This is a genomic window from Polaromonas sp., from assembly GCF_041689105.1.
Classification (GTDB): domain Bacteria; phylum Pseudomonadota; class Gammaproteobacteria; order Burkholderiales; family Burkholderiaceae_C; genus Polaromonas.
In genome coordinates, this window is record NZ_JBDNGU010000067.1 from 86,725 (window position 1) to 94,713 (window position 7,989).

Sequence of the window (7,989 nt, forward strand, 5' to 3'; positions counted from 1 at the left end):
AGTGCAAAACGGGCAGTGGCCTGCGCCTGATGACTTGTCCCACCATGATGTCCCGATGACGCTTGTTCTCCCGCTGCCGCGCACTGCGCTGGTCCGTTGGCTGGTGAGCGTGGCCATGCTGGGCGGCGGCGCCGGGCCAGGCCTTGCTGCTGCGCCGTTTGAAAACACCATCGCCCAGCGCACCCTGGCCTGCACCGCCTGCCACGGCCCCCAGGGACGCGCAGCGCCCGATGGTTACTACCCGCGTCTGGCCGGCAAGCCCGCAGGCTACCTGTACAACCAGTTGCTCAATTTCCGCGACGGGCGGCGCCACTACGGCTTGATGGCGCAACTGGTGGAGCCGCTGAGCGACGTCTACCTGATGGAAATCGCCCAGTATTTTTCTGACCTGGACGTGCCTTACCCTCCGCCGCTGCCGGCGGCCGCCTCGGCCGAAGTCTTGCGCCAGGGGCAACAACTGGTGATGCAGGGCGATCGGGCTCGGCAGTTGCCGGCCTGCGTGTCCTGCCATGGCCAGGCCATGACGGGCGTTGCCCCCGCCGTTCCGGGCCTGTTGGGCCTGCCGCGCGACTACCTCAATGCGCAGCTCGGGGCCTGGAAAACCGGCCAGCGCCGCGCCCACGCGCCGGACTGCATGAAGGCCGTCGTTGACCGGCTGAACCTCGATGACATCCACGCCGCCGCCAGCTGGCTGGCCGCCCAGCCTCTGCCTGCCAGCACCCGGCCAGCGGACAAGGCGCCCGCGCTGGCACCGGGCGCCGCCACCGTGCAGTGCGGCAGCGCAGCGGCCGCCCTGCCGGGGACTCGCCCATGAAAAGATTATGGCTGGGCTTGCTGGTGGCCGGCCTGCTGCTGGTCGGCGCGCTGGCCTTGGTCGGGTCGCTCAATGTGCGTGACGAGGTCGATGTCGATGCCACCTCGCCGCTGGCCGCCGCCGGCCCGCGCGACAGCCTGGTCGCGCGCGGCGCCTACCTGGCGCGGGCGGGCAACTGCATGAGCTGCCACACCGCACGCGGCGGGCAAAGTTATGCGGGCGGGCGGGCCATCGACACGCCATTTGGCAGCGTGTTCAGCTCCAACCTGACCCCGGACGAGCAGACCGGCCTGGGCGCCTGGTCACCCGCGCATTTCTGGCGCGCCATGCACAACGGCCGCTCCAGAGACGGCCGCCTGCTGTCCCCGGCTTTTCCGTATCCGAGCTACACCCAGGTCACCCGCGAGGATTCGGACGCGCTGTTTGCCTACCTGCAAAGCCTGCCTGCGGTGATACAGCCCAACCAGCCGCACACCTTGCGCTTTCCCTATGACACGCAAGCCGCGCTGGCGGTCTGGCGTGCGCTTTACTTCAAGCCCGGCGTTTACGAAGCCGACAGCCAGCGCAGCGCCGAGTGGAACCGCGGCGCCTACCTCGTCAGGGGGCTGGGACACTGCGCCGCCTGCCACAGCGCGCGCAACGCGCTGGGTGCCAGCAGCAACGCCCTGGACCTGGCCGGCGGCCTGATTCCGATGCAGAACTGGTACGCGCCCTCGCTGGCTTCGCCGCATGAGGCCGGTGTGGGCGACTGGGACCGCGGGTACATCGTGGGCTTGCTGAAAACTGGCGTCTCGCCGCGCGCCTCGGTCACCGGCCCGATGGCCGAGGTGGTGCTGCGCAGCACGCAGTACCTGAGCGATGCCGACCTGGGTGCCATGGCGCAGTATTTGAAAGAACTCGCGCCGCCGCCTGCCGCGCCTTTGCCTGCGGCAGCACCCGCGCCTGCCGCCACGGCGGCGCGCGGTGCCGGGCTGTATGAGCAACATTGCGTGCAGTGCCACGGTGAGCAGGGGCAAGGCGTGTCCGGGGCCTACCCGGCGCTCGCGGGAAACCGCGCGGTGACCCTGGCCTCTACCGCCAACCTGGTGCAAATCGTTTTGAACGGCGGCTACGCGCCGGCCACCGACGGCAATCCGCGGCCCTTTGGCATGCCGCCTTTCATGCTGGTGATGGACGACAACGACGTGGCGGCGGTGCTCACGCATATCCGCCAGTCCTGGGGTAACCAGGCTTCCCTGGTCACGCCGCTGGAGGCGAGCCGGGTGCGCAGCGGCAACGCCCGTTGACCCGCCCTACAAAAACCTATCCCCGACCCACAAACGGCATCTTCGTCGCCATGATGGTCATGAACTGCACATTGGTGGCCAGCGGCAGCGCCGCCATCTGCACCACCGCATCGGCCACATGCTCCACATCCATCAGCGGCTCAATGGCAATCTCGCCATTGGCCTGCGGCACGCCCTTGGCCATGCGTGCGGCCATCTCGGTCTGCGCATTGCCGATGTCAATCTGGCCGCAAGCAATGTCGTACTGGCGGCAGTCCAGCGAGATCGATTTGGTCAGCCCGGTGATGGCATGTTTGGTCGCGGTGTAGGGCGCAGAGTTGGGGCGCGGCGCATGGGCCGAGATCGAGCCGTTGTTGATGATGCGACCGCCCTGGGGTGACTGGGCTTTCATCAGCCGGATCGCCTGTTGTGCGCACAAAAACGAGCCGGTCAGGTTGATGTTGACGACGTTTTGCCATTGCTCGAACGTCAATTCTTCCATGGGCACCGGCGGCGCGCCTACACCAGCGTTATTGAACAACAAGTCCAGCCGGCCAAAGGTTTGCTGTGCGAGGTCAAAGGCCGCGCGCACGGCCTCAGGCTGGCTCACATCACAAGGCACGGCCAGCGCGCGGCTGCCAGCGCCTGACGCTGCCGCCACTTCGTTCAGCGGCGCGGCGCGGCGGCCAACCAGCACCACGCTGTAGTCCTGGCGCAGCAGGGCCAGCGCCACCGCCTTGCCGATGCCAGTGCCCGCACCCGTTACCAATGCCACTTTGCCTTTGCCGCTTGAAGTCATGCTGTGTCCCGAAATGATGGTTGATGATCTGCGCCCTGATGAACGTCTCCGGGCCCCAGACAAAGACTGTACAGCCCGCCAGCGATCCACGCTGGCGCACGCTGCGGCGATCTATTTCATGGCCTGTTGGAAATAACCGACACCGCAGGGTTTTTGATGGTGATACCTTGCCCTCATGCACACCCCGAATCGAAAAATCTGGGACATCTCTCCCGCCGTGGACGAGCAGGCGGCGGTGTTTCCGGGCGACGCCCCTTACACGCAGAAGCTGCACTTTGCGCTGTCGCCCGACTGCCCGGTCAACGTCAACACCCTGAGCCTGTCGCCGCACACCGGCGCTCATGCCGACGCCCCCATGCATTACGCCAACGGCGGAGCAGCCATAGGTGCGGTGGATCTGGCACCGTACCTGGGGACGTGCCGCGTGATCGATTGCCTGGACTGCGGGCCGCTGGTGGAGCCGCATCACATCGCCCACGCCCTGCAGGGCCTGCCGCCGCGCGTGCTGCTGCGCACCGCAGCGGTCGCCAGCCAGTCCTGGGCATCATTTACGGCCATAGCCCCTGCCACGCTTGCGCTGCTAGCTAGCAAAAACATAGCGCTTGTCGGCATCGACACGCCCAGTGTGGACCCGGCCAACAGCCAGGACCTGCCCAGCCACCACCTGCTGCTGGCGCACGACCTGCGCGTGCTCGAAAACCTGGTGCTCGACGACGTTCCGGCCGGCGACTACGAACTGATTGCACTGCCGCTGAAATTAACCCAGGCCGATGCCTCGCCCGTTCGCGCCATCCTGCGCGAACTTGCGATCACCGCGCCATGCTGAGAGAGCTATGACCATCACCCTGAACGACTGCCGCGCACTCGACGAGCGCGACACTCTGCGCCCGCTGCGCGACCACTTCGTCTTGCCAGACGGCGTGATTTACCTCGACGGCAACTCGCTGGGCGTGTTGCCCAAAAATGCAGCATCACGCGTGGCTGAGGTCATCACCAAAGAGTGGGGCCAGGACCTGATACGCGCCTGGAACAGCGCGGGCTGGTTTGATCTGCCGCAACGCCTGGGCGACAAGATCGCTCTGCTCATTGGCGCAGGCCCGGGCGAGGTCGTGGTCACCGACAGCACCTCGGTCAACCTCTACAAAGTGCTGAGCGCTGCGCTCAACATCGCCGACCAGGACGCGCCAGGTAAAAAAACCATCGTCAGCGAACGCAGCAACTTTCCGACCGACCTCTACATCGCCGAAGGCCTGTGCCGCGAGCGCGGCTACCAGCTGCAACTCGTCGAAGCGGAAGGCATCCTGCCAGCACTGAACCAGGACGCCGCCGTGTTGATGCTCACCCATGTCAATTACCGCACCGGCGCGATGCACGACATGGCCGCACTGACGGCTGCGGCGCATGCGGCCGGTTGCCTGGCGGTGTGGGACCTGGCGCACAGCGCGGGCGCCGTACCGGTCGACTTACGGGGCGCGCAGGCCGACTTCGCCGTGGGCTGTAGCTACAAATACCTCAATGGCGGGCCAGGCGCACCAGCCTTTGTCTGGGTCAACCCCGCACATGCCGACCGCTTCCACCAGCCGCTGTCCGGCTGGTGGGGCCATGCGGCGCCCTTCGAGTTCACGCCTGACTATCGCCCCGCGCCAGGCATCACGCGCTATCTGTGCGGCACCCAGCCCATCCTGAGTCTGGCTGCGCTTGAATGTGGACTCGATGTGTTTGGTGCCGCGCAAGTCTTCGGTGGCATGCCTGCGCTGCGCGCCAAGTCGCTGGCACTGACCGATCTGTTCATCACGCTGGTCGAAGAACGCTGCGACAGCCATGGCCTGGGGCTGGCCACACCGCGGAACCACAGTCAACGCGGCTCGCAGGTTTGTCTTACGCGCAAAGAAGGCGCTTACGCCATCGTTCAAGCCCTGATCGCACGAGGCGTGATTGGCGACTTTCGCGCCGGTGATGGCGCAGGCCATGTGGACATCCTGCGCTTCGGCTTCACACCGCTGTACATCCGTTTTGAAGACGTCTGGCAAGCGGTGGAGCATTTGAAGCAGGTGCTCGAAACCGCTGAATGGAAGCGCTCCGAGTTCAACCAGAAGCACGCGGTGACGTAACTGGCATGGCGACACGCCAACCCAAATTATGAAATTAATGCGCCATGCCAGTACCCTCACCCCGGCCCTCTCCCACAAGTGGGCGAGGGTGAGAAACGTCGCTTCGCGAATTTCACGTTAACTTGCATGGCGACACGCCAACCCAAATTATGAAATTAATGCGCCATTCCAGTACCCTCACCCCGGCCCTCTCCCACAAGTGGGCGAGGGTGAGAAGCGTCGCTTCGCGAATTTCACGTTAAACATGACCACACCCGAAAAAATCGTCACTGACGAAAAAGCGCAGCTCGACTTCAGCCGCGACATGAGTTACGGCGACTACCTGCAGCTCGACGCCATCCTCGGCGCGCAAAAACCGCTGTCACCCGCGCATGACGAGCTGCTGTTCATCGTCCAGCACCAGACCAGCGAACTCTGGATGAAACTGATGCTGCATGAGTTGCGCGCAGCGATTGCGAATGTGGCGAGCGACGAACTCGGCGACGCCTTCAAGAAGCTGGCGCGTGTGAGCCGCATCATGGAGCAACTGGTGCATGCCTGGGACGTGCTGGCCACGATGACACCGCCCGAATACAGCGCGATCCGTCCTTACCTGTCCAACTCCAGCGGTTTCCAGAGCGCGCAATACCGCTGCATCGAGTTTGCGCTGGGCAACAAAAACGCCGCCATGCTCAAGCCCCACGCCCACAGGCCCGACCTGCTGGCGCAGGTGCAGGCGGCGTACGAGGCACCTTCGCTCTACGACGAAGCACTGCGCCTGCTGGCCCGGCGCGGCCTGCCCGTGCCAACCAGCCACACCCAGCGCGACTGGACCCAGGGCTATGTGGAAAGCGACGCGGTCGAGCAGGCCTGGCTGCTGGTCTACCGCGACCCGAAGCGATACTTTGATCTGTACCAACTCGGCGAGGAGCTGACCGACCTCGAAGACGCCTTCCGCCTCTGGCGCTTTCGCCATGTGACCACGGTCGAGCGCGTGATCGGCTTCAAGCGCGGCACCGGCGGCACCAGCGGCGTGAGTTATCTGCGCAAGATGCTCGATGTGGTGCTGTTTCCGGAGATCTGGAAATTACGGACGGACTTGTAGGCGAATCGGGCATTGGCCCTTGAGCTTCGAGCGTAAGCAGCTATTCAATTGATAGCGTCTTTTGCATTACGCGGCGTCGGTGGTTCGCCGTGGACAGTAGGCGCAACTCCCCACTCCCACCCCTAACCCCTGCCCTCGCCCCGCTGGGCGATGGAGGGGGACTTCATTTGGCCGCGTGTGCTGCCAGTGCGTGCAAACATGGCGGTCCCGTGCTCCGCGCAAGTGCTGGCAATCGTTGACTTTCAAGCCGGAAATTGCTGACCAGCCTCGCTGGTGTTGACATCGTCAAAATCGAAAGATGTCAAATCGGACTCCCGTTTTCAAATACCTGCAGACATTCGTGCCAATTTCAGCTATTTCCGCTTCTGGCAGATTCCGGTCGTTCGCACAGTTGCTGAAAAGCGGTCATTGGCTGCTTGAAAGCGAATCCAATAGGGATGCAGGGATGCCTTATCGTCTGCGGCCACGCTATAGTGCAGGCATCTAACCAGCTCGCGCACCTGATCAAGCAAGCGGGCAGATTGCAATGGAGGCGCACCGGGTTTCATGGAAAATTTATATCTGTGTATTTATCCAGTATACGGACCGAAAATCCAACAGGCAAGCGGGTTTCGCTGTTTTTCCAAAAAAGATGTATCGGCACGCGCCGGATGTATCGACCGGGTTTTGCCGTCTACATCACGTTAGGCCCGCTGCAACATGCCTCGCCAAAATACCCATCTTGAGTCCGAAGGCGCCGAGTTCTTGGTGCTCGGAAACCTCCTCACGCTTGGGGTCCCGTCATACAAGACCTACACCAATATGGCTGGTTACGACATCACGGCTACGAATCCTGAACGCAACAGGTCGGCTCGTATTCAGGTCAAGAGTCGGTGGCGCACAGGAGCCGAAGGCTTCATCATCAAGAACTTCGACTGCGATTTCGTAGTCGTTGTACTTCTGAATCGTGGTTCCAAAGATGGCACGGCTAAAGTGCTTGCGCCGGAGTTCTATGTGTTGCCGGTCGCAATGGTTCAGCAATTGCACAATCCAGACAGCGTTTGGGGAAAGTTGTCGCTCTCCAAGATTCCCGGCTTCAAGGAGCAGCGCGATCAATGGCAAATCATCAGTGAGTTTCTCAACCGGCAGGCCTAACCCTTCCATCAAGCGGACACACAACGGCATGCCACGCTTGGCCTTCATTTCATTCTGGGTCAAGCGCGTCCTGCCGCTGTGTGCCGCTCATGTCAAACGTTAGGTGTCACTTGAACATAACGGCGCTCTCGGCAGAAGCAATCGCAGAGCATCAGCTCCTAGCAGCAATTAAGCTATGGCAAGACGAGGACTATTTGTCGTCGCTTACGTTGGCTGGCGCAGCAGAAGAAATACTTGGAAAGCGGCTACGTAAGATCGGCCGCGAGCCGTCCTTTGATCAGATGAAAAGCCTCATCGTCGCTCTGGCGCGCCATGACGGGGAATCTGACCCAAAGCTCGAGCAGACCGTAGGAGCCATGCTCAATGACACCCGCAACGCGCTCAAACATTACGACGGTGATGAATCGCTTAGCTTTGACTTGCGGGCTGACTGCTTGGAGCTGCTTGAGAGAGCCATCGCCAACTACCAAGCACTCACGGGGCTATTACTTGCGGAGGCCATGCATGTCTGGAGCAACGCAGGTGACACCTAATTCAGGCGTTAGGCAAGGCCATGACAGATCACACGAACGCTAATCCATACTATCGTCGTTGCGTGTACAGACTTGTCACGGGTGTATTTGGTCTGTTCTTGGTAGGTATTGGTATCTACGCTGCATTCTTCGGAGTTGTTGATCCATTTTTCCGCATTGGAGCGGGTTTGCTCATTGCTCTGTTCGGCATCAACGCGGTTTGGACTGCGATCCAGGCAAAAGCGTCATGGCTTTCCAAGATTGGTCCGC

Annotated in this window: 9 protein-coding genes; 8 read left to right on the forward strand and 1 reads right to left on the reverse strand. The window is 62.4% G+C overall.

Annotated features, from left to right (window positions below; all coding sequences use genetic code 11):
* Nucleotides 1-55: 55 nt before the first annotated feature.
* Both ACESMT_RS05950 and ACESMT_RS05955 read left to right on the forward strand, forming a co-directional pair.
* Nucleotides 56-814 (forward strand): cytochrome c, encoded by a 759-nt coding sequence (locus ACESMT_RS05950; RefSeq protein ID WP_372825655.1) that lies wholly within the window; start codon nt 56-58, stop codon nt 812-814.
* Nucleotides 811-2,100, forward strand: a complete 1,290-nt coding sequence (locus ACESMT_RS05955; RefSeq protein ID WP_372825656.1) for a c-type cytochrome — start codon at nt 811-813, stop codon at nt 2,098-2,100. The genes ACESMT_RS05950 and ACESMT_RS05955 overlap by 4 nt, the downstream gene beginning before the upstream one ends.
* Before the next feature lie 16 nt (nt 2,101-2,116).
* Here the strand turns inward: ACESMT_RS05955 and ACESMT_RS05960 are convergent, their stop codons facing one another.
* Complete coding sequence (locus tag ACESMT_RS05960; protein WP_372825657.1) at nt 2,117-2,878, reverse strand: SDR family oxidoreductase; 762 nt, start codon at nt 2,876-2,878, stop codon at nt 2,117-2,119.
* Between the two features lie 175 nt (nt 2,879-3,053).
* On the opposite strand from ACESMT_RS05960, the gene kynB reads away from it, so the two are divergent.
* The 6 genes from kynB to ACESMT_RS05990 form a co-directional block, all read left to right on the forward strand.
* Nucleotides 3,054-3,704 (forward strand): arylformamidase, encoded by a 651-nt coding sequence (gene kynB, locus ACESMT_RS05965; RefSeq protein ID WP_372825658.1) that lies wholly within the window; start codon nt 3,054-3,056, stop codon nt 3,702-3,704.
* A 7-nt stretch (nt 3,705-3,711) separates the two neighbouring features.
* Entirely contained in the window at nt 3,712-4,989 is a 1,278-nt protein-coding gene (gene kynU / locus ACESMT_RS05970) for a kynureninase (protein WP_372825659.1), read from the forward strand.
* A gap of 244 nt (nt 4,990-5,233) precedes the next feature.
* Nucleotides 5,234-6,073: a tryptophan 2,3-dioxygenase gene (gene kynA, locus ACESMT_RS05975; RefSeq protein WP_372825660.1), complete on the forward strand. Its 840-nt coding sequence runs from the start codon at nt 5,234-5,236 to the stop codon at nt 6,071-6,073.
* A 699-nt stretch (nt 6,074-6,772) separates the two neighbouring features.
* The gene (locus ACESMT_RS05980) at nt 6,773-7,207 is read left to right on the forward strand and encodes a hypothetical protein (protein ID WP_372825661.1); all 435 of its coding nucleotides are present in this window, start codon (nt 6,773-6,775) and stop codon (nt 7,205-7,207) included.
* 110 nt (nt 7,208-7,317) lie between these two features.
* Nucleotides 7,318-7,740 carry a hypothetical protein gene (locus tag ACESMT_RS05985; RefSeq protein WP_372825662.1) on the forward strand — a complete coding sequence of 141 codons (423 nt, stop codon included), beginning with the start codon at nt 7,318-7,320 and terminating at the stop codon, nt 7,738-7,740.
* A 20-nt stretch (nt 7,741-7,760) separates the two neighbouring features.
* The coding region (locus tag ACESMT_RS05990; RefSeq protein WP_372825663.1) for a hypothetical protein at nt 7,761-7,989 on the forward strand (229 nt) is incomplete at its 3' end.

Bases quoted from the DNA above. Each gene is read 5' to 3' on its own strand.
- kynA (WP_372825660.1), top strand. From the start codon at position 5,234: ATGACCACACCCGAAAAAATCGTCACTGACGAAAAAGCGCAGCTCGAC.
- ACESMT_RS05980 (WP_372825661.1), top strand. From the start codon at position 6,773: ATGCCTCGCCAAAATACCCATCTTGAGTCCGAAGGCGCCGAGTTCTTG.
- ACESMT_RS05950 (WP_372825655.1), top strand. From the start codon at position 56: ATGACGCTTGTTCTCCCGCTGCCGCGCACTGCGCTGGTCCGTTGGCTG.
- kynB (WP_372825658.1), top strand. From the start codon at position 3,054: ATGCACACCCCGAATCGAAAAATCTGGGACATCTCTCCCGCCGTGGAC.
- kynU (WP_372825659.1), top strand. From the start codon at position 3,712: ATGACCATCACCCTGAACGACTGCCGCGCACTCGACGAGCGCGACACT.
- ACESMT_RS05955 (WP_372825656.1), top strand. From the start codon at position 811: ATGAAAAGATTATGGCTGGGCTTGCTGGTGGCCGGCCTGCTGCTGGTC.
- ACESMT_RS05960 (WP_372825657.1), bottom strand. From the start codon at position 2,878: ATGACTTCAAGCGGCAAAGGCAAAGTGGCATTGGTAACGGGTGCGGGC.